Genomic DNA, 22,399 nt, shown 5'->3' with positions numbered 1-22,399 from the left:
GCACGCTCACGCAGATCCTCGGAGTATGGCCGCATCCTGGCTGGCCTCCATCGCCCAGCCCAGAGCTTGAATCAGATCTCAGCCCGTTTCGGAACCCCCGATTCAGAGCAAACACAGCATGCTCTAGCATGCCCCCCGACACCGCTGCGCGTGCCGGTGACGCTGGCGGCCGCCACCCCGGCATACCGGGCCAGTAGGTGGAGCCGGAGCGATCTGCAGCGCGTGTTGCAGAGGCTTCGAGGGGGACGCCGTCCCCCTCAAGCTCCCCCTGCCGAAGGGCCTTCGGCAACCTTGAGTCCGGGCACGACGGTTCAACCGCCTACCGCCAGCTCGGCGCCCTCTCCCGGTCCAGGTAGATCCGCCCATCCGTGGTGATGCCGCCGGAGGGCGAGTTCCAATTCCCCACCGTCGTATCGGGCACACCGGAATACCGGCCGCCGGGCTGGATGCCGCCCGGCCCACAGGCAGCAAGGCCAAGCAGCAGCAGAAGCATCGCACATCGCATGGGCATCTCCTCGCGCGGGAGGGGTTCGCTTGCGCTCACCCGCCCGCGCTCGCCTTTCGTCTGGTCGCATGATTCACGGTTTCGGTCGTTCAACCGCAACCGACCACGCTCCGGCCCCCTGCATATGGACGAAGATTACTGCATGTCCACTTTGGTCAGGTCGATGAACCAGCTTTGCGGGCTGACGAAGCCCATCACGCGCCGCGTCATCGCCCGCGGATTCAGGTCATGCACGATCCACAGCCAGGGCGGGTTGTCCACCAGCCGCTCATGCGCGCGGCGGGTCAGCTCGGCGATCTTCGCCGGATCGGTCTCCGTCTCCAGCGCGGCGAAGGCGGCGTCGAATTGCGCATCCTGCCAATGCCCGGCATTGGAGCCGGTGGGCGTCGCATTCGGCCCGAAGAACCAGCGCCCCATGGCCGAGGGGTCGGAGGAATGCAGGCTGATGTTCAGCGCATCCGCCCCCAGCCAGGCCGGCTGCCCGGGCGTGGCGCGCAGCCCGCCCAGCAGCGTGTTCCACTCCACCACCTCGAAATTCACCCGCACGCCGCAATGCTGCTGGAGCTGCTGCTGCAGGAACTCGTTCATCGGCAGCGGCAGCATCTGGCCGGAGCCGGAGGTCGAGATGCCCACCTTGATCGAAAGCGGCCGCTGCGCCGTGTAGCCCGCCTCCGCCAGCAGCGCGCGGCCGCGCGCCGCATCCAGCCGGTAGCGGTTCTGCGGGGTGCCGAAATTCGGGTCGGAGGCCTTGAAGTAGCCGATGGAAGGCTCCGCCGTGCCGTTCAGCAGCGCCACCATCTCATCGCGGTCGAAGCAGTAATTCAGCGCCTGGCGCACGCGCGTATCGGCCACCGGCCCGCCCTGCTGGCCGGCCGCGAAGACCCAGGGCCAGATATGCGGGTAGCTGCCGGTCACCACCTGGAAGCCGCCGGAGCGCAGCGAGGCGATGGCGTCCGGCGGCGGCACCTCGATCCAGTCCACCTGGCCCGAGCGCAGGGCGGCCAGCCGCGTCGTCGCCTCCGGCATCGGGATCAGCACCACGCGGTCCAGCTTCGCCTTGTTGGCGGCGTCCCAGTACTGCTCGTTGCGGGCGAATTCCACCTGCTGGCGGGGGACGAAGCGGGTGATGCGGAAGGGCCCGGTGCCGGCGGCGGGCAGCGCCGCCACCTTGCCCCAATCCCGCCCCGCCTGCGCGAAACTCTGCGGCGAGGTGAACAGGATGTAGGCGGTCAGGTAGGGCCAGTAGGAGACGGGGCGGGTGGTCTCCATCTCCACGGTGGTGGCGTCCACCGCCCGGTAGCTGCCGAGCATCGGGATGCGGCCGCGGACGATGGCGCTGCCGGCGGCGTCGAATTGCGGGCTGTCATTCCTGAAGTAGCGGTCGAGGTTCCACACCACCGCCTCGGCGTTGAAGGCCGAACCGTCATGGAAGGTGACGCCGCGGCGCAGGTGGAAGCGCCATTTCTTCGGGTCCGCCGGGTCCTGTTCCCAGCGTTCCGCCAGAGCGGGCTTGATGTCCGACAGGCGCTGCGGGTCGGAATGGTCCCAGCCCACCAGCGGCTCGAACACCGGGTAGCCGAGGAAGCGCATGCCCTCGAAGCCGTTATTCGGCATGCCGGTGGTGGTCGGCACGTCGGAGGCGGTCATCGCGATGCGCAGCACCTTCTGCTGCGCCTGGGCAGGTTCGGACGCCGCCAGGGGAAGGGCGAGGGTCAGGGCAAGGGCGGCGGCCAGGCTTCGGGCGGATCGCATCAGGTCAGGGGCTCCCGGGCAGCGGAACGGCGGCGGGGATGCAAGCGGCATGCTAGAGCGGGATCGGTTGAGCTGCGCTCACCCACCCCGCTCTAGCTCATTGTTCGTCGCGTGATTCACGGTTTCGGTCGACCTCAACCGATCACGCTCTAGCGTCCCGATTCCGAAGTCCTGCGGGCTTCGTTCTCGGGCCACCAGCCTTGGTTCTCAGTGGCCTGCTTATCCGCTGCGCTCGCTGGAAATCCAGCGAACCTCGCCGGCAGGACATCAGAGCAGTTTCGCCTCGCCTGCGCTCGGCGAACCCGCTCCAGCCCTTTGTCTGGTCGCATTTTCCGAGTCGTCCGGCGATTCCGCCGGGCTTGAAAATGCTCCGGCCGCGATCGGCCGGAGCGGGCGCGCCGGAAGTGGCCACGCTCGGGCTGTGAAGCACCGGTTCAGGAAGTCCAGGCGTGGCCGACGCGAGGGGTATGGTCCGGTTTCCGCGTCAGGACCTCGCCGCGCGAAGCGCGGTGCCGCTGCGCGACATCCCTGACCCGGAACCCGGACCATGGCGGGCGCGACTGGTCGCCTTCGACGGTGTCGAAGGCGCGCAACGGCGCCTTCGGGCGATGGAACGGGGCCTCAGGCGGCGCGGCGGATGAAGCCGCCGCCCAGCACCCGGTCGCCCTCATACAGCACGCAGGCCTGGCCGGGGGCGGCGATCGCCGGCGCTTCCGGCCGCACGCGCAGCGTGGCGCTGGCGGCATCCCATTCGGCGGTTGCCGGCTGCGGCACCTCTCGGGCGCGCAGCTTCACCTGGCAGGGCACCGGCCCCTCCGACGGCGGGCGCAGCCAATTCACCTCGGCCACCTGCACCTCCGCCTGGGGCAGCGCCGCCCGGGGCCCCACCACCACGCGCCGCCGCCCCGGCTCCAGCGCTGCCACGTAAAGCGGCTGCTCGCCATCATAGGAGGCGGTGCCGAGGCCCCGCCCCTGCCCCACCGTGTAGCGGGCGATGCCCTCATGCCGCCCCAGCACGCGGCCATCCAGATGGACGATCTCGCCGGGCTCCGCCGCTTCCGGCCGGTGCTTCGCCACCACCTCATGGTAGCGGCCGGCGGGGACGAAGCAGATGTCCTGGCTGTCCGGCTTCTCCGCCACGTTCAGCCCCAGCCGCGCGGCTTCGGCGCGGACCGTCGCCTTGTCCGGAAAGCCGCCCAGCGGGAAGCGGCTGAAGGCGAGCTGCTCGGGGGTGGTAAGGGCCAGGAAATAGCTCTGGTCCCGGGCCGGGTCGGCCGCCCGGTGCAGCTCCGGCCCGGCCGCGCCCTCGACGCGGCGGGCGTAATGGCCGGTGGCCAGCGCCTCGGCGCCCAGATCGCGGGCCAGCTCCACCAGATCCTGGAACTTCACCGTCTGGTTGCAGCGGATGCAGGGGATGGGCGTCTCGCCGGCGGCGTAGCTGGCGGCGAATTCCGCCATCACCGCCTCGCGGAAGCGGGTTTCCCGGTCCAGCACGTAATGCGGGATGTCGAGGCGGTCCGCCACACGCCGGGCATCGAGAATGTCCTGCCCGGCGCAGCAGGCACCCTTCTTCTGCACGGCGGCGCCATGGTCGTAGAGCTGCAGCGTGGCGCCGATCACCTCATGCCCCTGCTCCTTCAGCAGGCCGGCGACCACGCTGCTGTCCACGCCGCCGGACATGGCGACGAGAATCCTCATCGCACGGCCCTCCCCTGCCCGGCGCGCCGGGCACCCGTCAGGCCCGGGCCGGAGCCAGGCATCCCGCGCCAGGGGAGGGCGGGGCCAGACCCGGCCATGAAGGAAGAGGGAAACACCCGGCCATTGCCGCGCATGGCTACAGCCCGTCCAGCCCCTGCTGCCAGAACCGCGCCTCCAGCCGCGCCGCCTCGCTGAAGGTGGCGCTCAGCATCGGGAAGCGGGCGGCGCCGCCGAAACCCTCGCCCAACGCGTCGATGCGCGCCGCGGCCGCCCACGCCATGGCCTGGTAGCCGGGATCGGCATAGGTATCGATCCAGCTCTGATAGGGGTTGCCCTCGCGCCGGCGCTGCGGGTCGGCCAGGATGCGCAGCGCCACCTCGCCATAGCCCACGGTGCAGGGAGCCAGCGCCACTTCGAGGTCGAGGATGTCGCCGGCCAGCCCGCGGTCGATCACGTAGCGGGTGTAGCTGACCGTTTCGGCGCTTTCCGGCGTCGCCCGCACCTCGGCCTCCGGGATGCCCCATTCCGCGCAGTAGCGCAGATGCATCAGCGTCTCCGACAGGATGGCGGCGATGGCCGCGGTCTTGTCCCGCATCGCCTCGATGCTCTCGGCCTTGAAGACCGCCAGCGCCTTGGCCCGGGCGAAATGGATCAGGAAGAGATAGTCCTGGATCAGGTAGCGGCGGAAGGCCGCCAGCGGCAGCGTGCCGTCGGACAGGCCCTGGACGAAGGGATGCCAGGTGTAGGCCACCCAGTCCCGCGCGCAGCCCTCGCGCAGCCGGCGGTACAGCCCGCCCGCAGCCCCGAAATCCTCCCAGGCGTTCATGCAGCGCGGCTCCGCTTCACGCTTCGCTCCTCGGCCCTTCGGGCCTGCGGGGCTCCGCGACCGGAGAACCAACCTCGGCGCTGCTTCACGCTCCGCTCCTCGGCCCTTCGGGCCTGCGGGGCCCCGCGACCGGAGAACCAACCTCGGCGCCGCTTCACGCTCCGCTCCTCGGCCTTTCGGGCCTGCGGGGCTCCGCGACCGGAGCCGTCAGCCACCGGCATTCCGCGTGCCTGCGGGCAGCTTCACCACCAGCCCGTCCAGCGCCTCCGTCATGATGAGCTGGCAGCCCAGCCGGCTCGTCTCCTGCAAATCGAAGGCGAGGTCGAGCATATCCTCCTCATCCTCCGTCGGCGCCACCAGCTTGGGGAACCAGGCGGGGTCCACGATGACATGGCAGGTGGAACAGGCGAGGGACCCCTCGCAGGCGCCCTCGATATCCACGCCGTGCTTGTGCGCGATCTCCAGCACGGAAAGGCCCAGGGGGGCATCGACTTCCCGGCGGGTCCCGTCACGCTCGACGAAAATCATCTTGGGCATTTAGGGGCGCGCTCCGCTGCCGATGGCATGGCGCCAGGCGGCGGCGAGGGAAGCCGCGGCCTGGTCCACATCGGCAGGCGAGGTAAAGCGCCCGATCCCGATCCGCAAGGTCGCGCGTGCCTCGCGTTCCGAAATCCCGAGCGCCTGGAGCACATAGGAGGGCTCGACCTCTGCCGAGGAGCAGGCGGAGCCGGTGGAGACGCAGATCTCGGGGGCGGCGGCCATGATAGCCTGCGCATCGACGGCGCCAGGAAAGGTCAGGTTGAGGTTGCCCGCCACCCGCCGTTCCGGGTCGCCATTCAGCCGGACCTCCGGGATTTCCGCCCGCAGCGCCGCGAGGAAGCGGTCCCGCTGCCCGGCGATGCGGCCGGCATCCAGCGCACCCTCGATGGCGGCGAGCCGCGCCGCCTCCCCCAGCCCGACGATCAGCGGTGCCGGCAGGGTGCCGGACCGCAGCCCCCTCTCCTGCCCGCCGCCGGAAAACAGCGGCGCCAGCCGCACCCGCGGCCGCCGCCGGACATAGAGCGCGCCGATCCCCTTCGGCCCGTAGATCTTATGCCCGCTGATGGAAAGCAGATCGGCCCGCAGCGCCGCCACATCCAGCGGAATGCGGCCGCTTCCCTGGGCGGCATCGGTGTGGAACAGGGCGCCGGCCGCCTTCGCGATCTCGCCGATCTCGGCCAGGGGCTGGATCACGCCGATCTCGTTGTTCACCGCCATGATCGTGACGAGCAGGGTGCGGTCGTCCACCGCCGCCCGCAGCCGGTCGAGATCGACCAGCCCATCGGCGCGGACCGGCAGCACCACCGGCTCGAACCCCTCGGCGGCGAGGTCGCCGACGCTTTCGAGCACGCATTTATGCTCGGTGGCCAGGGTGACGACGCGGCGGCGCGGCTCCCCCTGCTGCGCGGCGAACCGCGCGGCGCCCTTGATGGCGAGGTTGTTGGATTCCGTGGCGCCGGAGGTGAGGATGATCTCCCGCGCCTCCGCCCCGATCAGCTCGGCCACCGCCTCCCGCGCCTGCTCCACCGCCGCCTCGGCGGCGCGGCCCAGCACATGTTCCACGCTATGGGGGTTGGCGAAATTCTCCTCCCACCAGGGCCGCATGGCGGCCAGCACGCGCGGGTCCACGGGGGTGGTGGCGTGGTTGTCGAGATAGATGGGGCGGTTCGGACGCATGACCCGACTCTGGGCCCTCAGGCCGCGCTTTTCGAGAGCCGGCTGCGCATGGCGGACCATGCTTCCAGGAAACGCTCCGCCGCGTCCTCCGCCACATTCCAGGGCAGCGAGACGCGGATGCCGCTGCCGGCGAGGTCGCCGAAGCCCATGGCCGCCAGCACATGGCTGCGCGCCACCTTGCCGGAGGAACAGGCCGCCCCGGCCGAAACCCGCACCCCGGCGAGGTCCAGCGCGATCACCTGGGTCTCCGCCGCCACGCCGGGCAGGATGATGAGGCTGGTGTTCGGCAGCCTTGGCGCCCCGGCGCCAGCGATCACCACCTCGCCCGGCAACCCGGCCTCGATCCGGTCGCGCAGCGCCGCCAGGCGCGCCGCCTCCCCCGGCTCCGGCAGCGCGGCGGCCAGGCCGGCGATGGCCGGCAGCGGCTCCGTCCCGCCGCGGCGGCCGCGTTCCTGCCCGCCGCCGGCGATCAGCGGCGGCAGATGCAGGCCGGGCCGCAGCAGCAGCGCCCCGGCGCCGGGCGGGCCGCCCACTTTATGGCCGGAAAGGGCGATGCTGTCCGCCCCCTCGGGCAGCGCGCCGCGCCCGGCGGCCTGCACCGCATCCATATGCAGCAGCGCGCCATGCGCCCGGCAGAGCGCGGCGATCTCGCCGATCGGGTGCCGCACCCCGGTCTCGTTATTCGCCGCCATGGCGCAGACCAAAGCGGGTGGGCCGCCAGCCAGCGCCGCTTCCAGCGCCGCCAAATCCAGCGTGCCGTCCCCCAGCACCGGCAGCAGCCCGGCCTCCGGCCAGGCGGCGGCCAGCACCGCGGGGTGCTCCGTCGCCCCCACCAGCAGGCGCCGTCCCCGGCCCAGCCCATGAATGGCCAGCGCATTCGCCTCCGTCCCGCCGGCGGTGAACACGACTTCCCAGCCAGGCCCCGCCCCTGGGGCGAAGCGCGACGCCACCGCCTCCCGCGCCGCCTCCAGCAGCCGCCGCGCCCCGCGCCCGGCGGCGTGGACGGAGGACGGGTTCCCCCCCGCCTCCAGCGCCGCGACCACCGCCGCCCGCGCGGCGGGGCGCAAGGGCTCGGTCGCGTTGGCATCCATATAAAGGGACATGGCGGCGCCTATTCGGCCGGGCTCACCGGCTCCGGCAGTCGCGGCGGCAGGGGCGGGGCGGCGCGGCCGGCAATCCCGCCGCAACACACATCGGCCAGGGTGACATGCGCCAGGAAGAGCCGGATCTGCTCCCCCAGCTCCTGCCAAAGGTCATGGGTCAGGCATTTCTGCCCGGCAAGGCAGCCTGCCATGCCCTCCTCGCAGCGCGTCGCCTTCAGCTTCTCATCCACCGCCTCGACGATCTCCGCCACCGCAATGGCGGCCGGCGCCCGGGCCAGCCGATACCCCCCGCCCGGTCCCCGGGCGGAACAGACCAGCCCGGCCCGGCGCAGATGGCCGAACAATTGTTCGAGATAGGCGAGGGAAAGCTGCTGCGCCTGGGCGATCTCGGCCAGGCTCACCGGGCAGTGCCCGCCGCGCCGCAACTGGGCGTTGTGGGCGGCCTGGCGGGTCGCCAGTTCGACCATGGCCATGACGGCATAGCGACCACGGGTGGAAAGTCGCATGGGTCAACCCCCTACCAATGGGCATGGTGCGGGGCGGTGCCGCGGGCCATATGCAGGAAGTTGAGGGCCATGCCTTGAATCCGTTATGAAACTCGTCGCTGACTAACTATATTTCTGCCGCCCCCGGGGTCCGGGAGCCTGTCCGGGGGCGCCTGAACGAGAACCGTTGCAACGTTGGTCCCGATTCGATGGCCCCAGGGCGGGCATCGGTCGGGAAGCTATTTTCCCCGACTGCCCCGGTCAACATTGGGGCGAGGGCCCGAAGGGGCAAGGCGGGGGCGGACAACGGGGCCGGACAGGCGGCAGGCTCGACCGGCGCTTCGTGGCTGCTGCCGCCACGCGGCGAAGGTCGGGCCGGCCAAGACTTCCCCACCAAGCGTCGGTGCGCGCTTGGCTTGTCGGCGGTGCGGCAACAATGCCCTCCCCCGGCAGCCCAGGCGCGCACGGCCAACCGGAATTGGACCCAAGGGACGATGCCTGAGGTCATGTTCGCCGGCCCCGACGGCCGGCTTGAAGGCCGCTACCACCACTCCAAGCAGGCGAATGCCCCTGTCGCCTTGCTGCTCCATCCGCACCCGCTGCACGGCGGGACGATGAACAACCGTGTCATCCATGCCCTCTACCAGCGTTTCCAGGCGATGGGCTTTTCAACTCTGCGTTTCAATTTCCGCGGGGTGGGCCGCAGCCAGGGCCGCTACGATGGCGGGATCGGCGAGATCTCGGATGCCGCCGCGGCGCTCGACTTCCTCCAGGCGGTGAACCCCAATGCCGGCAGCCTGTGGGTCGCGGGCTATTCCTTCGGTGCCTATGTCGGCATGCAGCTGCTGATGCGCCGGCCGGAAATGGGCGGTTTCGTCTCCATCGCCGCCCCGGCCAGCCATTACGATTTCGGCTTCCTCGCCCCTTGCCCCTGCAACGGGCTGATCCTGCACGGGGCGGAGGATGAGCTGGTGCCGGAAACCTCCGTGCGGAAGCTGGTGGACAAGCTGAACACCCAGCGCGGCATCAGCATCGACTATCGGGTGATGCCGGGCGCCGGCCATGTCTTCACGCCGGAGCAGACGGAGAAGGTGGTGGATGCGGCGGAGGATCATGTGCTCTCGCGCATGAACCGCAGCCGCATGGCGCTCGCGGCGGATTGAGGGGCGGAGGCTTGCAGGACATGGTGGCGGCGGGTCCGCCCGCCGCCACGTCAGGCCTTGCGCCATGACCCGACGCCGCTTTCTGCGCGGCACCGCGATGCTGGCCGCGCCGGTGCTGCTCCCCCTTCCCGCCATGCGTGGCGCCGCCGCGGCCGAGCCGGGGGCGGGGGATGCGCTGACCCTGGTGGTGGCCTATGCGGCAGGGGGCAGTACGGATCTCGGCGCCCGCACCCTGGCCCGCTTCCTGGAGCGGGAGCTGGACCAGAAGGTGGCGGTGGTGAACAAGCCGGGGGCAGGCGGGGAAGCCGGCTTCTCCACCCTGGCCAGGGCGGCGTCGGATGGCCGGACCATCGGCATCGTCAACACCCCGCCGCTCCTCACCCTGCCGCTGGAACGCCGCACCCGCTACCGGGTGGAGGACATCGCGCCGATCGCCGGCATCGCGGACAACGCCAATGCGCTGTTCGTGCCGGCGGACAGCCCCTGGATGAGCCTCGCCGACCTGGTCTGGGCAGCACGGGCGAAGCCGGAGGGGATCAGCTACGGCACCACCGGCACCGGCTCCGACGACCATCTGGCGGCGCTGGCCTTCGAGCGGCTGGCGGGCATCAAGCTGCTGCATGTGCCGCAGGCCGGGGCCGGGCAGGCCAAGCAATCCCTGCTGGCAAAGCAATTCGCCTTCGCCATGCTGAACGTGGCGGATGCGGCGCCGGAGGTGCCGCTGGGCCAGTTGCGGCTGCTGGCCCAGGCCGGGGCGGCGCGCAGCCCGCTGGTGCCGGCGGTGCCGACCTTCCGCGATTGCGGCTACGATCTGGTGGAGGGCGCGCTGCGCGGCCTGGCCGCCCCGGCCGGCACGCCGGGGGCGGTGATGGAGCGGCTGGCCCAGGCGGTGCGGCGGGTGCTGGCGTTGCCGGAATTCCAGGCGCTGGCGGCGCAGCAGGGCCTGCCGCTGCGCTATCTCGGCCCCGCCGATTTCGCCGCCGAGCTGGCCACGCGCCGCGCCCGCTACCAGGCGATGTGGAACGACCAGCCCTGGCGGGACTAACTCCCCGTGACGTTGCTGCACAACGCCATGGGGGCCCCGGATTCGCTTATCGAGCGGCGCTTCGGCACAGCCCGCCGAGGCAAAGCCCCGGCAGGCGACGGGCGGCCGGCGTGGCGTTAGAGCGTGATCGGTTGAGGTCGAATCGACCGAAACCGTGAATCACGCGACCGAACAATGAGCTAGAGCAGATCGCCGGAGGGCGGCATCGCTCGGAGGCGTGAATCTGCTCTACCATCAATAAGATAGAGCGTCTTCACGCTGCGCAGTCAGCGCGAAGACGCTCTAGAGCGGGGCGGGTGAGCGCAGCTCAACCGATCCCGCTCTAGAGGGCAGGTGGCCCGGCGTGGGCGTGGAGGTACGGCGCGTGGCGACGATCAATTGCGACATGGGCGAGGGCTACGGGCCCTGGCGGATCGGCGATGACACGGCGCTGATGCCGCTGATCGACCTGGCCAATATCGCCTGCGGCTTCCATGCCGGGGATCCGAGCTGGATGCATGCCACGGTGCGGCTGGCGAAGCGGCATGGCGTGGCGGTGGGGGCGCATCCCTCGCTGCCGGACCGCCAGGGCTTCGGCCGGCGGGAGATGGCGATGGGCCGGGACGAGCTGGCGGATGCGCTGATCTACCAGATCGGCGCCCTGGCCGGCATGCTGCGGGCCGAGGGCATGGTGCTGCACCACATCAAGCCGCATGGCGCGCTCTACGGCATGGCGGCGCGGCAGAACCATGTGGCGCAGGCGGTGTGCGATGCGGCGGATGTGTTCCAGGTGCCGATCCTCGGCCTGCCCGGCACGCTGCATGAGAGCGTGTACCTGGCGCGCGGCCACCGCTTGGTGGCGGAATACTATGCCGATCTGGACTATGCCGATGACGGCAAGCTGATCATCACCCGCGAGCATCCGCCGGTGGACCCAGCCTTGGCGGCCGAGCGCTGCGCCCGCGCCCTGGCCGAGGGCCTGGCGCGCAGCGTCGGCGGCGTGGATGTGGCGGTAGGCCGCGACAGCGTCTGCCTGCATTCGGACACCCCGAACGCCGTGGCCGTGGCCCGCGCCGTCCGAGGGGTTGTGCGCTGACTCGAGGTTGCCAAAGGCCCTGCGGCCTTTGGCGGGTGGAGTTTGAAGAGAGGTTACGGCACTGCCGCGACGCCCTCCTCAAGCGCCGCGGATCGCCTCCGAAAGGCTCCGCACCTGGTCCAGCACGAGGCGCACGGTATTGGGCCGGGCCTGGCCCGAGGCGTCCAGGCTGGCCGCCAGCGCATCCACCAGCGCCGTCCCCACCACGGCGCCGTCCGCCAGCTTCGCCGCTTCCGCCGCCTGGGCCGGGGTACGGATGCCGAAGCCGATGGCGATCGGCAGCTCGGTGTGGCGGCGGAGCCGTGGGATCGCCTCCGCCAGGCTGGCGCTGCTGGCGCTTTTCGTGCCGGTGATGCCGGTGATGGAGACGTAGTAGATGAAGCCGCTGGTCGCCGCGAGCACGCGCGGCAGCCGCGCCTCGTCCGTGGTCGGCGCCACCAGGCGGATGAGGTCGAGGCCCGCCGCCTTGGTCAGCGGCTCGATCTCGTCGGCCTCTTCCGGCGGCACGTCCACCACGATGAGGCCATCGACGCCGGAAGCGGCGGCGTCGGTGCAGAAGCGCTCCGTGCCATAGGCCAGGATGGGGTTGTAGTAGCCCATCAGCACGATGGGGGTGGTCTGGTCCTCGCTGCGGAAATCACGCACCAGGGCGAGCACGCCGGCCAGCGTCGCGCCGGCCTTCAGCGCGCGCAGCGCGGCGCGCTGGATGGCGGGGCCGTCCGCCATCGGGTCGGTGAAGGGCACGCCCACTTCGATGAGGTCGGCGCCAGCGCCCGGCAGGCCGCGCAGCAGCGCGAGGGAGGTGGCCGGGTCCGGATCATAGCCCTGCAGATAGGTGACCAGGGCGCCGCGGCCGGCGGCCTTCAGCGCAGCGAACCGGGCGGCGATGCGGCTCACAATTTCACCCCGAGATGATGCGCCACGGTGAAGATGTCCTTGTCCCCCCGGCCGCTGAGGTTGAGGACGATGATGCCGTCCTTCGGCATGGTGGGTGCGCGCTTGATGACCTCGGCCAGGCCATGGGCGGATTCCAGCGCGGGGATGATGCCCTCCAGCTTCGAGCAGAGCTGGAAGGCGGCCAGCGCCTCGTCATCCGTGGCGGTCACGTAGGTCACGCGGCCGGTCTCGTGCAGCCAGGAATGCTCGGGGCCGATACCGGGGTAGTCGAGGCCGGCGCTGATGGAATGCGCCTCGGTGATCTGGCCGTGGCGGTCCTGCAGCAGGTAGGTGCGGTTGCCGTGCAGCACGCCGGGGCGGCCGCGGGTGAGGGAGGCGGCGTGCTCCTCCGTGTCCACGCCGCGGCCGGCGGCTTCCACGCCGTACATCGCGACGCCCTCGTCATCCAGGAAAGGATGGAACAGCCCCATGGCGGAGGAGCCGCCGCCGACGGCGCAAACCAGCGCATCCGGCAGGCGGCCCTCGGCGGCGAGGATCTGCTCCCGCGTCTCCACGCCGATCACGCTCTGGAAGTCCCGCACCATGGCGGGGTAGGGGTGCGGGCCGGCGACGGTGCCGATGCAGTAATAGGTGTCCTGCACATTCGCCACCCAGTGGCGCAGCGCCTCGTTCATCGCATCCTTCAGCGTTGCGGCGCCGGAGGTGACGGGGACCACCTCCGCGCCCAGGAGCTTCATGCGGAAGACGTTGGGCTGCTGCCGCTCCACATCGGTCGCGCCCATGAAGACGGTGCAGGGCAGGTCGAACAGCGCGCAGGCGGTGGCGGTGGCGACGCCGTGCTGGCCGGCGCCGGTCTCGGCGATGATGCGCGTCTTGCCCATGCGCTTCGCCAGCAGGATCTGCCCCAGCACGGCATTGATCTTGTGCGCGCCGGTGTGGTTCAGCTCCTCCCGCTTGAAGTACACCTTCGCGCCGCCGAGGTGGCTGGTGAGGCGCTGCGCGAGCCAGAGCGGGCTCGGCCGGCCGACGTAATGCGTCAGCAGGTAGCGCCATTCCCGGTCGAATTCGGGGTCGCGCTTCGCCGCCTCATAGGCTGCCTCCACCTCGAGGATGAGCGGCATGAGGGTTTCGGCGACGAAGCGGCCGCCGAAGGGGCCGAAACGGCCGCGCGCATCCGGACCCTGGCGGAAGGTATTGGGCAGAGGCTTGTTCACTGGTCGTCCCCGTCCGAAGCCAGGGGTCATAGAACAGGCAAGGCGGGCGTGGAAGGCGGGCGCGGGGACGGGCGGCTCGAAGCCCCCCCCGCCGGCCGGGCCCGGCGGGCCTCAGAAGCCGGTCAGCAGGATGCCCAGGGCGCGGGTGATGTCATCGGCCTGGTCCAGCAAATTGCCGATGGGGCGGCCGAGCAGGCGGCGTGGGACAGCGGCCATCAGGGGCGTCAGCATCACATGCGGCGCGCCATCCACCAGCAGGGTCGGGGTCAGGTCACGGAAGGGCGGCAGCGTCGTATCGGGGACGCCCAGCGGCACCACCATGCGGGTCGGCAGCCGCTCCAGATGGTCCGACTGGACATCGAGCAGGTAAGGCACCCCCTGCCGGCCCGGGTAGAGATCGAAGCGCGGCATCAGAAGTGGCGGTAGGCCGCCAGGGGCGTGTCGTTCTCCTCGAAATAGCGGGTCCAGGCCTCGATCGCCTCGCGGTTCTCCTCCGCCCAGCGGCGGGCCTTCTCCCGCCCCACCGCCTCGCGCAGCGCCTGCCGGGCGATCGCCTCGGCATCCAGGCCGAGCCCCGCCGCCTGCTGCAGCAGGGGTTGCTGGGCTTCGGCGAAGCCCGGCGGCGCGGTCTCGGCGGGGAACAGGTCCGGCCGCAGGGCCTCGGGCGGCACGCCGGTGGCCTGGCTGATGGCCCGGACCCGCTCCGCCGGCACCCGCCCGGCCTTGCGCCATTGCGTCACCACGCCCGGCGTCAGCCCCAGCGCCCTGGCGAGCGCGCTGGCGCCGCCGGCCGCCTGGATGGCGGCTTCCAAGGCCTCGGACGGAGGATGCGACGTTGCCACGGGGATCAGCCTAGCGAGGGCGAAGGTCCTGCACAAGAGCTATTAGAGCTTTCCTCTATCCTGGCGCCCGCCGCATCGCCGCGTACACCCTCGGCCCCAGCAGCGCCGCCACCGCCAGCAGCAGGATGGCGAGGCTCCCCGGCCGGGTGACGAAGGTCAGCCAATCCCCCTGGCTGATGGTCAGCGCCTGGCGCATCGCCTGTTCCGCCATCGGCCCCAGGATCATGCCGATGACCACCGGCGCCGTCGGGAAATCGAAGCGCCGCATGAACATGCCGATGATGCCGATGACGTAGAGCAGCACCAGATCGGTCACGCTGTTGGAGATGCCGTAGGTGCCGATGGTCGCGAAGACCAGGATGCCGGCATAGAGCTGCGGCTGCGGAATCTTCAGGATGCGCGCCCACAGCCCGACCAGCGGCAGGTTCAGCACCACCAGCATGACGTTGGCAACGTAGAGGCTGGCGATCAGCGTCCAGACCAGCGCCCCCTGCTGCTCGAACAGCAGCGGCCCGGGATTGATGCCGTAGCTCTGGAAGGCGCTCAGCATGATGGCGGCGGTGGCGCTGGTCGGCAGGCCGAGGGTCAGCATCGGCACCAGCACCCCGGCGGCGGCGGCGTTGTTGGCGGCTTCCGGCCCGGCCACGCCCTCGATGGCGCCGGTGGTGCCGAATTCCTGCTGTGCCTCGGGCGGGGCCAGCTTCTTCTCGGCGTAGTAGCTCAGCATGGTCGGCATTTCCGTGCCGCCGGCCGGCATGACGCCGAAGGGGAAGCCCAGCAGCGAGCCGCGAAGCCAGGGGAAGATGCTGCGCTTCCAATCGGCGCGGGACATCATCAGCCGCCCCACCGGCCGCACCTCCGGCTCGCCCCCCGCATGGCGCCAGGCGAGGTGGAGCGTCTCCCCCACCGCGAAGAGGGCGACGGCGACGAGGACCACATTCACCCCGTCCAGCAGCTCCGGCACGCCGAGCGTCATGCGCGGCTGGCCGGTCTGCAGATCGATGCCGATGAGGCCGAGCAGCAGGCCGAAGAACAGGCTGGTGAGGCCGCGCAGCGGCGAGCCGCCGAGTACCGCCGAGACGGTGACGAAGCACAGCACCATCAGCGCAAAATACTCGGCCGGCCCCAGCTTCAGCGCCAGCTCCACCACCACCGGCCCGAGGAAGGAGATGCCGAGCGTGCCGATGGTGCCGGCGACGAAGCTGCCGATGGCGGCCGTCGCCAGCGCCGGCCCGGCGCGGCCATGCCGCGCCATCTTCGCGCCTTCCAGGGCGGTGATGATGGAACCGCTCTCGCCCGGCGTGTTCAGCAGGATGGAGGTGGTGGAGCCGCCATACATGGCGCCGTAGAAGACGCCGCAGAACAGGATGAAGGCGCCGGTCGCCTCCACCTGGAAGGTGATGGGCAGCAGCAGGGCGATGGTCAGCGCCGGCCCGATGCCGGGCAGCACGCCCACCGCAGTGCCGAGGAAGCAGCCGAGCAGCGCCCAGCCGAGATTGGCGAGGCTCAGCGCATGGCCGAAGCCGAGGGCGAGGCCGGAGATGGGGTCCATCAGCGTCCTGCCCCCGGCGCGAGGCGGTGGGGATCAGCAGGCCGCGCCAACATGCGTCCCGCCCCCGGCACGAAGCGACGGGGATCGGCAGGCCGCGCCAACATGCGTCCCGCCTCCGGAGCAAAGCGACAGGGATCGGCGGGCCGCGCCAACATGCGTCCTGCCTCCGGAGCAAAGCGACGGGAATCGGCGGGCCGCGCCAACATGCGTCCTGCTTCCGGAGCAAAGCGGCGGGGATCGGCGGGCCGCACCGCCATCAGTTGATCTCCTGCCCCAGCGCCATCAGCACCAGATTCTCCAGATAGCCGGCGCCGATATTCACCCCCAGCCCCTCGACGAAGCCGAACCACACCAGCAGCGTCAGCACCACCGCCAGCCCCAGGTCGCGCAGCAAATGGCGGGAGCCGAAGGCGGCCGCCACCAGCACGAATTGCGCGGAAGCGGCGATGGAAAAGCCGCAGGGCCCGATCAGCACCAGATTCGCCAGCAGCCCGGCCAGCATCAGGGTGATGGCGCGCCAATTGGTCGGCGGCGCCTCCGCCATTTCCTCCAGCGTGTGGGACCAGCCGCCGCGCAGCGCCGCATAGGTCAGCCCCGCCCCCAGCAGCAGCAGCCCGGCGGCGATGGCGAAGGGCACCGCCTTCGGCCCCACCTGGGCATAGATGGGCGAGGTCGGGATGGTCGCCGCCTGCCACAGCGCCAGCCCGCCCAGCGCGATGACGAACAGCCCGACCCAGAGATCGGGCAGGATGGCCGGGCGGGGCGCCGGCGCGGCCTGCAGCACCCTGCCCGGCGAACCCGGCGCGCTCACGCCAGCCCCACCTCCTTCAGCACCGCCTCGGTCTTGGCCTGGTCCTCCGCCAGGAAGGCGGTGAAGGCATCGCCGGTCAGGAAGGCGTCCGCCCAGTCGCGGGTCTTCAGCATCTCCCGCCAGGCCGGCAGGGCGTGCAGCTCGGTGATGAAATCCACCAGCTTCTGCCGCGCCTCGGGGCGGAGGCCGGGCGGGGCGAAGACGCCACGCCAATTGGTCATCACCACATCCACGCCGCTTTCCTTCAGGGTCGGCACGGCAGGGTCGGTGCGCTCAGCGCCCGTCGTCGCCAAGGCGCGCATGCGGCCGGCCTTGATCTGCTCGGCGAATTCCGAAAGCCCGGAGATGCCGGCCTTCACCTGGGCGCCGAGGATCGCCGCCTGGGCCGGCCCGCCGCCGGCGAAGGCGACATAGGACCCGTCCTTCGCGGAATGGCCGAGCGCCTTCAGGATCAGCCCGAGGGTGATGTGGTCCGTCCCCCCCGCGCTGCCGCCGGCGATGGCGACGCCGCCGGGATTGGCCTTCAGCGCCTCGAGGAAGGCCTTGAGGTCCTGGATCTCGGACTGCGCCGGCACGACGATGACGCCGGCCTCCGCCGTCAGCCGCGCCACCGGCACCAGGTCCTTCAGCCCGACCGGGGTGCGGTTGGTCAGCGTCGCGCCGACCATGATGGAGCCGGCGACCAGCAGGCTGTCCGGCCGGCCGCGGCGCTGGCCGACGAAGCGGGGCAGGCCGACGGTGCCGCCGGCGCCGCCGACATTCTCGAATTGGAAGGTGCCGACCAGGCCGGCCTGGCGCGCCACCTGCTCGATGGCGCGGCCGAGCCCGTCCCAGCCGCCGCCAGGCCCCGCGGGGATGAACATGTAGAGGCTGTTGAACCGCGCCTGCGCGAGTGCCGGACGCCCCCCGGCGGCGAGCAGCAGGCTGGCGGCGGCCAGCAGGTGGCGGCGATTCGGCATCTGGACGGCTCTCCCCCGGGGCGGCGAGGCCGCCACTCCTACCCCGCGTGCCGGGGCAAGGCTACCGGGGGCGGCTGCCGGTGCCGGATTAAAAGCCTGAAACGACCTGGGGTTTGCTGCGGGGCTCCGCCCCGAAGCCCCCGGCAGGAGGTCGCCAGGGGCAGTGCCCGCGACCCCGCACCTCCGCCGGGGAGGATACCCCTCGCCGGACCCCGGTGTGAGCTTGCGGTGCAACCCGCCGATCGGGACCGGGGCTCCGCGGGGTGGTCCGCCCCCCGGCGGGGGTGCAGGGGGCATCACCCCCTGCCGGAGGTCTGGGGGCGAAGCCCCCATCCCTCACGCCGGCGGCAGCGCCGCGGCCAGCTCCGGCAACCCGCCCAGCGAGACCATATGTGCGTAGATCACCTCCATCCAGCCCCGGTCCCGCAGCTCGACAAGCTGGTCGGCCGGCAGCGCCGCCAGGCTCGGCCGGTCCACGGCGAAGAAGCCATCGATGCGCAGCGGCTTGCCCAGCCGCTCGAACTGCACCTGGGCCGGCTTCAGCAGGCCCAGCTCGGCCAGCCGCGTCGTCATCGTCCGGGTCCGCAGCATCGCCTCCTCGACCGAGCGGGTGAAGGCGAAGGCACGCTCGAGCTGCGGCGCCAGCTTGCCGTCCTCGGTGAACATCGGCTCGCCCTGCTCGGTGCCGAGCTGCGGCGCGGACGGATCGACGCAGAGGGCGAGGTCCTGCGAAGCCTCGGCGACCCGCAGCAGGAAGAAGGGGTAGCGGCGCAGATAGGCCGGCACATAGGCGCCGATCTTCCAGGCCCCGCCAGCATCGATGAAGTTGTTCTTCTCCGGCACCAGGCTGGTGAGCGCGACCGGCAGATGCGGCGCCTGGGCGGCGAAGACGATGGCGAGCGTCCGGGCCGCCACCGGGATCTCCTCCGCGGTGATCGGCACGGCGGAGAGGGTGCGGGCGAAGCCAAGCCCGGCATCCCGCAGGCGGAGCTTGCCGTGGCGCTCGGGCGTCACCGCCTCCAGGCTGCGGTAGAGGGGCGGCAGCTGCGGGGCGGTGGCGGCAGCGCCGTTGATCGATTCCGACATGGGGCTGGGGTCTCCTTTGCTCGGGGTTCTGCCGACGTGGCAACGCTTCTGCAAGGACTCACCGCGCCTTCTCCGCAGCGGGCGGGCCAGCCATGCCGGCCTTTCTGTAATGATCCGGAATGTTTCGGCACAAGCCGGCGTTGCAAGTGCGCTCGCCCGGCGGTTGCGGGTGATCATGCGGCCGCCGGGGCGACAGCCTTGGCAACGCCGCGCCGCTGCCATGGATCGGGGCGGGGTCGCAACGGGGTGAAGCAGGCGGGCGGAGACGCACCGGCCGGAGCGGCCCTTTGCGCCACCCCAGTTTCCACGGCCCGTGGGCGCGCGCAGGGCGGCCGCCACGCGACACAACTGTACCGGCCGGACGGTTGACACACCGTCCAGCCGGTATAGTTTCGGCCCATGTCCCTCGCCATCGCGCACCAAGCGGGCAGCCCCGATGCCCGCACCCGCATCCTGGACGCCGCCGAGGCGATCATCCGCACCCGCGGCGTCGCCAGCCTCACCCTGGATGCGGCGGCGAGGGAAGCCGGGGTTTCCAAGGGCGGGCTGCTCTACCACTTCGCCAGCAAGGAAGCGCTGCTGCACGCCCTGCTCGGCCGCATGGCCGAATGGATGCGGCAGGATTTCGCCGCCACGGTGGACCGCCAGCCCGAAGGCCCCAGCCGCGTCGCCCGCGCCATGCTGGAATGGGGCTTCGGCGCGGCCCCGGAAGCGGTGGATGAACGCTGCGGCCGCGCCGCCGCCGTCTTCCTCGCCTGCTTCCACCACGACCCGGCGCTGCTGGATCCCGCCCGGGCCGTGGTCGCCGGCATCCGGGAGGCGATCGCCGGGGACGGCCTGCCCCTGGGCCATGGCCAGGTCATCATGGCCGCGGCGGACGGGCTTTTCATGGCCCGCATCTTCGACCTCTACACCCCCGGCGCGGCGGAGCTCGCCGCCATGCAGGCCACCCTGGCCCGGCTGCTGGAGCCCGCCCCCCCGGAGCCCACCCCATGAGCCGTCGCGCCTCCCTCCTGGTCAGCGTCGCCAGCCTGCTCCTCATCGCCGCCGGCGGGCCGGATTCCTGCACGCCGGAGCCGGAGGGGCTGCTGGACTGCCTCGGCTTCCTGCTCCTCGGCCCGGATGTGCCGGCGCCGGCGCTGCTGGATGACCTCGATCTCTCCCTCCTGACCGATTGGCCGGACCCCGGCTCATGAAGCGCGGCGCGCTGCTCCTCGGCCTGCTGGCACTGGCGGGGCTTGCCGCCTTCGGCCTGCGGCAGCAGGGGAATGGCGCGACGGACCGCCCGGCCCCCGCCGCCGCCACGCCCCTCGGCGTCGGCGCGCTGGGGCGGGTGGAGCCTGCCTCCCGCATCCGCAAACTGAACCAGCCGGGCGGCTTCGCCGTGGCGCGGCTGGAGCGGCTGCTGGTGGCGGAGGGCGAGCAGGTGGCAGCCGGCCAGCTCCTCGCCGTCTTCAGCGACGCGGCGCAGAAGGATGCGGCGGCGGTGCAGGCGGAAGCGGCGGCGGTGCAGTCCCGCGCCGCGCTCGACCGGCTGCGCGCCGCCGGAAGGCCGGAGGAAGTGGCCGCCCAGCGCGCCCGGATCGAGGCGCTGCGCGCCGCCGAGGCCAGCGCCCGGCGCGATGCCCAGCGGGCGGAGGCGCTGGTGCCTTCCGGCGCCGGCGGTGCCGCCAATGCGGAACGCGCCCGCTACGCCGCCCACCGCGCCACCGCCGACAGGGCGGAGGCGGAAGCCACCCTGCAGCGCCTGCTGCAGCCCTGGCCCGCCGACCTGGCCGTGGCGGAGGCCGAGCTGTCCGCGGCCGAGGCGGCGCTGGCCAGGGCCCGGGCCGATGCCGCCCTCTCCCGCGTCGTGGCACCCATCCCCGGCACCATCCTGAAGATCTACGCCCGGCCCGGCGACCAGGTGGGCAATGACGGGCTGCTGGACATGGCCGACCTCTCCCGCCTCGACATCGTCGCCGATGTCTATGAGACGGACCTGCCCCGGCTGCGCCCCGGCGCGCCGGCGGAGGTGGTGGTGCCCGGCGATCCCAACCGCTACCCGGCCAGCCTGCGCGAGATCGGCTGGATGGTCCGCCGCACCACCCAGGCCGGGACCGACCCCATCGCCGCCGTCGATGCCCGCACGGTGGAGGTGCGGCTGACCCTTTCCGAGGAAGGCCGCGAGGCGCTGCTCCGCCGCAGCAACATGCAGGTGCAGGTCTCCATCCGCCCGTGAACGAGCTGACCCGCCCCAGCCCGGCCCTGCTGCCCTGGGCGCCGGAGCGCAGCGGGGGGGCCTGGCCGGCCGATGCACCGCCGCCCGCCGGGCCGCCGGACCCCGGACCGCCGGATGCCGGGCTGCTGGACGCCGGGCCGCCCGGCTTCGGATCGCCGGATTCCGGGCCGGCCGAGCTCGGCCCGCCCAACCCTGCTCCGCTCGAGCCGGGATCGCCCGAAGCCCCGCCCCCGCCCCGCCGCCCCGGCCTGCGGGATGCGCTGTGGCTGCCGCTGCGCCTCGCCTGGCGGCAGCTCCGCGCGGAGAAGGCGCGCCTCGCCTCCGCCATCGCCGGCGTCATGTTCGCCTGCGTGCTGGTCTTCATGCAGCTCGGCTTCCGCGCCGCGCTGTTCGAGAGCGCGACGGCGCTGCTCTCCGCCATGCGCGCCGACATCTTCCTGATGCACCCGCTGACCATCGTCAGCTTCAAGCCGGAGCCACTGCCGCGGCTGCGCGCCAGCCAGGCGCTGGCCCTGCCGGAGGTGGCGGCGGCGGTGCCCGTCTATCTGACCCAGGCGACCTGGCGGAACCCGGAGACCGGCGTGCGCCGGGCCATGCAGCTCGTCGGCTTCGACACCGAGGCGGGGGTGATGGACATCCCCGGCCTCGCCCCGCTGGCGGAGGCGCTGAAGCGGCCGGACACCATGGCCTTCGACATCCGCTCCCGCCCCGAATTCGGCCCCGTCGCGCGGCTGCTGGCGGAGCGCGGGCCCTTCGAGGTGCAGCTCGGCCACCGCATGCTGGAGGTGGTGGGGCTGGTGGAGATCGGCCCCTCCTTCGGCGCCGACGGCAATGTCGTGATGTCGGAACTCAACTTCCGCCGCGTGGTGAAGGAGCGGCTGCCGAGCCAGGTGGACCTCGTCGCCATCAGGCTGCGCCCCGGCGCCGACCGTGATGCCGCGATCGCCCGGCTGCGCGAATTCCTGCCGCCCGACGTCATGGTGCTGAGCCAGCCCCAGCTCGTGCAGCATGAGCGGAATTACTGGGAGAACGCGACCCCGATCGGCTTCATCTTCATGTTCGGCAGCCTGATGGGCCTCGTGGTCGGCATGGTGATCGTCTACCAGATCCTGTTCAGCGACATCGCCAGCCATCTGAAGGAATACGCCACGCTGAAGGCGATGGGCTATTCCAATTTCTATCTTGGCCGCGTGGTGCTGGGGGCGGCGCTGCTGCTGGCGGTGCTCGGCTTCGTCCCCGGCTTCGTGCTGTCCGTCTTTCTCTACGACGTGGTGGGCAAGGGCACCTTCCTGCCGCTGGCCATGGATGCGGCGCGCGGCTTCGGCGTCTTCGCCATGATCTTCGCCATGTGCGCCGCCGCCGGCCTGCTCGCCATGCGCAAGCTGCGCGACGCCAACCCGGCGGATATGTTTTGATCATTCCCCACGACATCGCTGCGCGATGCCGCGG

General features: G+C 71.7%; 23 protein-coding genes. 7 read left to right on the top strand and 16 right to left on the bottom strand.

What is annotated here, in order from left to right:
- Positions 1-319: 319 nt before the first annotated feature.
- From E5N76_RS08405 to E5N76_RS08370, 8 genes are all read right to left on the bottom strand, one after another.
- Positions 320-505 (bottom strand): hypothetical protein, encoded by a 186-nt coding sequence (locus E5N76_RS08405; protein WP_149536820.1) that lies wholly within the window; start codon positions 503-505, stop codon positions 320-322.
- Between the two features lie 135 nt (positions 506-640).
- Positions 641-2,257, bottom strand: coding sequence for an ABC transporter substrate-binding protein (locus E5N76_RS08400; RefSeq protein ID WP_149536819.1), 1,617 nt, complete (start codon positions 2,255-2,257; stop codon positions 641-643).
- Between the two features lie 621 nt (positions 2,258-2,878).
- Positions 2,879-3,955: a tRNA 2-thiouridine(34) synthase MnmA gene (mnmA, locus tag E5N76_RS08395; protein ID WP_149536818.1), complete on the bottom strand. Its 1,077-nt coding sequence runs from the start codon at positions 3,953-3,955 to the stop codon at positions 2,879-2,881.
- 136 nt (positions 3,956-4,091) lie between these two features.
- On the bottom strand, positions 4,092-4,781 hold the full coding sequence (locus E5N76_RS08390) for a TenA family protein (RefSeq protein ID WP_149536817.1): 690 nt from the start codon (positions 4,779-4,781) through the stop codon (positions 4,092-4,094).
- Positions 4,782-4,988: 207 nt separating this feature from the next.
- The gene (locus tag E5N76_RS08385; protein ID WP_149536816.1) at positions 4,989-5,318 is read right to left on the bottom strand and encodes a ferredoxin family 2Fe-2S iron-sulfur cluster binding protein; all 330 of its coding nucleotides are present in this window, start codon (positions 5,316-5,318) and stop codon (positions 4,989-4,991) included.
- Entirely contained in the window at positions 5,319-6,497 is a 1,179-nt protein-coding gene (locus E5N76_RS08380) for a cysteine desulfurase family protein (protein ID WP_149536815.1), read from the bottom strand.
- Between the two features lie 17 nt (positions 6,498-6,514).
- Complete coding sequence (locus E5N76_RS08375; RefSeq protein ID WP_149536814.1) at positions 6,515-7,600, bottom strand: cysteine desulfurase family protein; 1,086 nt, start codon at positions 7,598-7,600, stop codon at positions 6,515-6,517.
- A gap of 8 nt (positions 7,601-7,608) precedes the next feature.
- On the bottom strand, positions 7,609-8,106 hold the full coding sequence (locus tag E5N76_RS08370) for an Rrf2 family transcriptional regulator (protein ID WP_149536813.1): 498 nt from the start codon (positions 8,104-8,106) through the stop codon (positions 7,609-7,611).
- Between the two features lie 473 nt (positions 8,107-8,579).
- Here E5N76_RS08370 and E5N76_RS08365 point away from each other — a divergent pair, with 473 nt between their 5' ends.
- From E5N76_RS08365 to pxpA, 3 genes are all read left to right on the top strand, one after another.
- Positions 8,580-9,248 (top strand): alpha/beta hydrolase, encoded by a 669-nt coding sequence (locus tag E5N76_RS08365; RefSeq protein ID WP_149536812.1) that lies wholly within the window; start codon positions 8,580-8,582, stop codon positions 9,246-9,248.
- A gap of 64 nt (positions 9,249-9,312) precedes the next feature.
- On the top strand, positions 9,313-10,293 hold the full coding sequence (locus E5N76_RS08360; RefSeq protein ID WP_149536811.1) for a tripartite tricarboxylate transporter substrate binding protein: 981 nt from the start codon (positions 9,313-9,315) through the stop codon (positions 10,291-10,293).
- Between the two features lie 364 nt (positions 10,294-10,657).
- The gene (gene pxpA, locus E5N76_RS08355; RefSeq protein ID WP_207791909.1) at positions 10,658-11,368 is read left to right on the top strand and encodes a 5-oxoprolinase subunit PxpA; all 711 of its coding nucleotides are present in this window, start codon (positions 10,658-10,660) and stop codon (positions 11,366-11,368) included.
- Between the two features lie 78 nt (positions 11,369-11,446).
- Here the strand turns inward: pxpA and trpA are convergent, their stop codons facing one another.
- The 8 genes from trpA to E5N76_RS08315 form a co-directional block, all read right to left on the bottom strand.
- Positions 11,447-12,265 (bottom strand): tryptophan synthase subunit alpha, encoded by an 819-nt coding sequence (gene trpA / locus E5N76_RS08350; protein WP_149536810.1) that lies wholly within the window; start codon positions 12,263-12,265, stop codon positions 11,447-11,449.
- The gene (gene trpB / locus E5N76_RS08345; RefSeq protein WP_149536809.1) at positions 12,262-13,479 is read right to left on the bottom strand and encodes a tryptophan synthase subunit beta; all 1,218 of its coding nucleotides are present in this window, start codon (positions 13,477-13,479) and stop codon (positions 12,262-12,264) included. The genes trpA and trpB overlap by 4 nt, the downstream gene beginning before the upstream one ends.
- Positions 13,480-13,590: 111 nt before the next feature.
- Positions 13,591-13,890 (bottom strand): CcdB family protein, encoded by a 300-nt coding sequence (locus E5N76_RS08340; RefSeq protein ID WP_149536808.1) that lies wholly within the window; start codon positions 13,888-13,890, stop codon positions 13,591-13,593.
- Positions 13,890-14,291 carry a YdaS family helix-turn-helix protein gene (locus E5N76_RS29425; RefSeq protein ID WP_235907622.1) on the bottom strand — a complete coding sequence of 134 codons (402 nt, stop codon included), beginning with the start codon at positions 14,289-14,291 and terminating at the stop codon, positions 13,890-13,892. Before E5N76_RS29425 ends, E5N76_RS08340 begins: the two co-directional genes overlap by 1 nt.
- Before the next feature lie 85 nt (positions 14,292-14,376).
- The gene (locus E5N76_RS08330) at positions 14,377-15,873 is read right to left on the bottom strand and encodes a tripartite tricarboxylate transporter permease (protein ID WP_149536807.1); all 1,497 of its coding nucleotides are present in this window, start codon (positions 15,871-15,873) and stop codon (positions 14,377-14,379) included.
- Positions 15,874-16,129: 256 nt separating this feature from the next.
- On the bottom strand, positions 16,130-16,684 hold the full coding sequence (locus tag E5N76_RS08325; RefSeq protein WP_235907621.1) for a tripartite tricarboxylate transporter TctB family protein: 555 nt from the start codon (positions 16,682-16,684) through the stop codon (positions 16,130-16,132).
- The gene (locus E5N76_RS08320) at positions 16,681-17,643 is read right to left on the bottom strand and encodes a tripartite tricarboxylate transporter substrate binding protein (RefSeq protein WP_149536806.1); all 963 of its coding nucleotides are present in this window, start codon (positions 17,641-17,643) and stop codon (positions 16,681-16,683) included. Before E5N76_RS08320 ends, E5N76_RS08325 begins: the two co-directional genes overlap by 4 nt.
- A 336-nt stretch (positions 17,644-17,979) precedes the next feature.
- Positions 17,980-18,729 (bottom strand): SapC family protein, encoded by a 750-nt coding sequence (locus E5N76_RS08315; protein ID WP_187830058.1) that lies wholly within the window; start codon positions 18,727-18,729, stop codon positions 17,980-17,982.
- Positions 18,730-19,128: 399 nt separating this feature from the next.
- Here E5N76_RS08315 and E5N76_RS08310 point away from each other — a divergent pair, with 399 nt between their 5' ends.
- The 4 genes from E5N76_RS08310 to devC are packed head-to-tail and all read left to right on the top strand — an operon-like array spanning position 19,129 to position 22,365.
- Positions 19,129-19,725: a TetR/AcrR family transcriptional regulator gene (locus E5N76_RS08310; RefSeq protein ID WP_149536804.1), complete on the top strand. Its 597-nt coding sequence runs from the start codon at positions 19,129-19,131 to the stop codon at positions 19,723-19,725.
- Entirely contained in the window at positions 19,722-19,925 is a 204-nt protein-coding gene (locus E5N76_RS08305; protein ID WP_149536803.1) for a hypothetical protein, read from the top strand. The genes E5N76_RS08310 and E5N76_RS08305 overlap by 4 nt, the downstream gene beginning before the upstream one ends.
- Entirely contained in the window at positions 19,922-20,950 is a 1,029-nt protein-coding gene (locus E5N76_RS08300; RefSeq protein WP_149536802.1) for an efflux RND transporter periplasmic adaptor subunit, read from the top strand. Before E5N76_RS08305 ends, E5N76_RS08300 begins: the two co-directional genes overlap by 4 nt.
- Positions 20,947-22,365 carry an ABC transporter permease DevC gene (devC, locus tag E5N76_RS08295; RefSeq protein ID WP_235907620.1) on the top strand — a complete coding sequence of 473 codons (1,419 nt, stop codon included), beginning with the start codon at positions 20,947-20,949 and terminating at the stop codon, positions 22,363-22,365. Before E5N76_RS08300 ends, devC begins: the two co-directional genes overlap by 4 nt.
- The last annotated feature ends 34 nt before the right edge of the window (positions 22,366-22,399 follow it).

The organism is Siccirubricoccus phaeus, from assembly GCF_008360935.1.
GTDB lineage: Bacteria > Pseudomonadota > Alphaproteobacteria > Acetobacterales > Acetobacteraceae > Siccirubricoccus > Siccirubricoccus phaeus.
Note: the sequence above shows the minus strand (reverse complement) of the source record. Positions and strands in the feature narration are given on the sequence as shown.